Raw genomic sequence first — 2,220 nt, 5'->3', positions numbered from 1 at the left:
CGGTATCACCAAGGCATCGCTGCAGACGCCGTCCTTCATCTCGGCCGCTTCCTTCCAGGAAACGACCAGGGTGTTGACGGAAGCTGCGGTCGCCGGCAAGACCGACATGCTGCAGGGTCTCAAGGAAAACGTCATCGTCGGCCGTCTTATCCCGGCGGGCACGGGCGGCATGATGAGCCAGATCAGGCGCATCGCCACCTCGCGCGACGAACTGATCCTCGACGAGCGCCGCAAGCTCTCGGGTGTCGAGGTCGCCGAGCCGATCCTGACCGACATGGTCAACGCCGCTCAATAAGGGCGTCGTCCAACAAGAATGGGAAAGGGGGCTTCGGCCCCCTTTTTTTATTTGGGTGACACCTGGGCTTCATGTGCCTGTCAAATGCCGTCGCTATCATTGCGGGTCCGACGCGCATTACAGGTGACTGCATCATGAAGTTTCTTCTTTCCGCCATCGCTGCCGTGCTGGCCTCGTCAGTGATTTCGGCCCACGCGCAAGACACCGGTCCGCTCAAGGCGACGCTGCTTGGCCAGGTCGTTCTCCCGACCGGCCTGAAGATCGCGGGAACCGAGTTCGGCGGCATTTCCGGCCTCGACTATGATGCGGCGAGCGAGCTGTTCTACGCCATCTCGGACGACCGCTCGGAACGCGCGCCGGCGCGGCTCTACACGCTGAAACTTGCGATCGACGACAAAGGTGTCCACGGCGTCGATATCGTGTCGAGCAATGCTCTACGTGACGCTGAGGGTGCTGTCTTCGCCAAGAAGGATGTCGACCCCGAGGCGATCCGCTTCGATGCGTCGGCCAACCGGATCTTCTGGTCGAGCGAGGGCGATGCTGGCGGCAAGCCGGCTATCTACGAAGCAAAGCCAGATGGCAGCCACATCAGGAGTTTTGCCATTCCACAGGCTTATTTGCCCAATGCCGACAAGACGTCGGGTGTTCGCGGCAATCTTTCATTTGAAAGCCTGGCCATCTCGCTCGACGGCAAGACCCTTTGGGCAGGAACAGAAAATGCCCTGGCCCAGGACGGCGAAAAGGCCAGGCTGGAAGCCGGCAGTCCGTCGCGCATCACCGGCTTCGACATTGCCAGCGGTGCGGTGACGGCCGAGTATGTCTATGAGAACGGACCGATCTTCGCCAAGGCAACGCACGATCCATTCTACAACGACAACGGCCTGTCCGAACTCCTGTTCTTCGGACCTGGCGAACTGTTGACCGTCGAGCGTTCCTTCGCCCTTGGCATCGGCAATCAGATCAATTTCTATCTGGCAAACTTTGCGGGTGCCACCGATGTGAAGGGGCTCGCGTCGATCAAGGACGTTACGGCAACGCCTCTAACCAAGCGCAAGGTCCTGACGATCGGCGAGGGCGATTTCGGTCTCGACATCGACAATATCGAGTCTGTGACCTGGGGGCCGGAAGTCGACGGCAAGCGTACGCTGGTGATCGCCTCCGACAACAATTTCAACCCCGAGCAGTTCACCCAGTTCGTGGTGTTGAAACTGGACCCCGCCACCAACTAAGTGGAATCGCGCCACGGGTCAAAGGCCCGCTGAACCGGAGACGACCGACATCGGCGGGCAGGGCGGGTCAACGGACTTGAAATCAACGCGGCTCGTTAAAGGTCACKATCGACACTTCGCCTTCGAGCGCGCCTTGATAGGCTGAGATCTGCGGCTCGTCGTCGGGTTCGCCTTGCATGTCGCCGATCTGGTCAAGCTCGGCTTCGGCGTAACCTTCCTTGGCCAGGGCGTCGAGTGCCAGGCGCACAGCGGTATCGTCGTCCGGTGCGACGAGCATGATATGGACGCCTTCGGGCTTGCCACCCTTCTTACGCCAGACTCGTCCGGTGATGATCGTCACCGGCCGCTCTTCGTTGTCGTTCATCAGTGATTCCCTGTTTTAGATTCGCAAGTGCGGGGATTCGCCCCGGTTTCACCGATTTTCGCATGAAGAGTGGGGGGCAAAACAGGGCAAACAGCGTCACAAACCGGCTTAGTCCTTATGTTGCAGCGCAATAAAGTTGCTCCAGGCGCCTTGCACGGCCCGAAGTGCCGGTTTCGTTAAGGTTTTTAGAGGGACGGGCTTGAYGGTTCCCGGTCATGCGAGTAGATACCGCCTCGTCTGAGCCGATGTGAGGTTGGTCTTTCCGAAGCGACAAGCTTTAGAGTTCACCTCAAACAGGGTTCGTTTTTACGAGCRAGAAGACATTTCCGGCG

General features: G+C 59.4%; 3 protein-coding genes. 2 read left to right on the top strand and 1 reads right to left on the bottom strand.

Features of this window, described 5'->3' with window-relative positions; genetic code table 11:
- On the top strand, positions 1-295 hold a 295-nt coding region (locus AC1DUU_RS30100; RefSeq protein WP_476786976.1), incomplete at its 5' end, for a hypothetical protein.
- A gap of 134 nt (positions 296-429) precedes the next feature.
- On the top strand, positions 430-1,524 hold the full coding sequence (locus AC1DUU_RS30095) for an esterase-like activity of phytase family protein (RefSeq protein WP_476786975.1): 1,095 nt from the start codon (positions 430-432) through the stop codon (positions 1,522-1,524).
- Positions 1,525-1,606: 82 nt separating this feature from the next.
- Here AC1DUU_RS30095 and AC1DUU_RS30090 read toward each other — a convergent pair whose 3' ends face one another.
- A complete protein-coding gene (locus AC1DUU_RS30090) occupies positions 1,607-1,888 on the bottom strand; it encodes a transcriptional regulator (protein WP_476786974.1) in 282 nt (93 codons plus the stop codon).
- Positions 1,889-2,220 lie beyond the last annotated feature (332 nt).

This window comes from Aminobacter sp. P4_H6_2 (assembly GCF_056400805.1).
The sequence above is the reverse complement of the archived record's forward strand: the minus strand, read 5'-3'. Positions and strand labels throughout refer to the sequence as shown.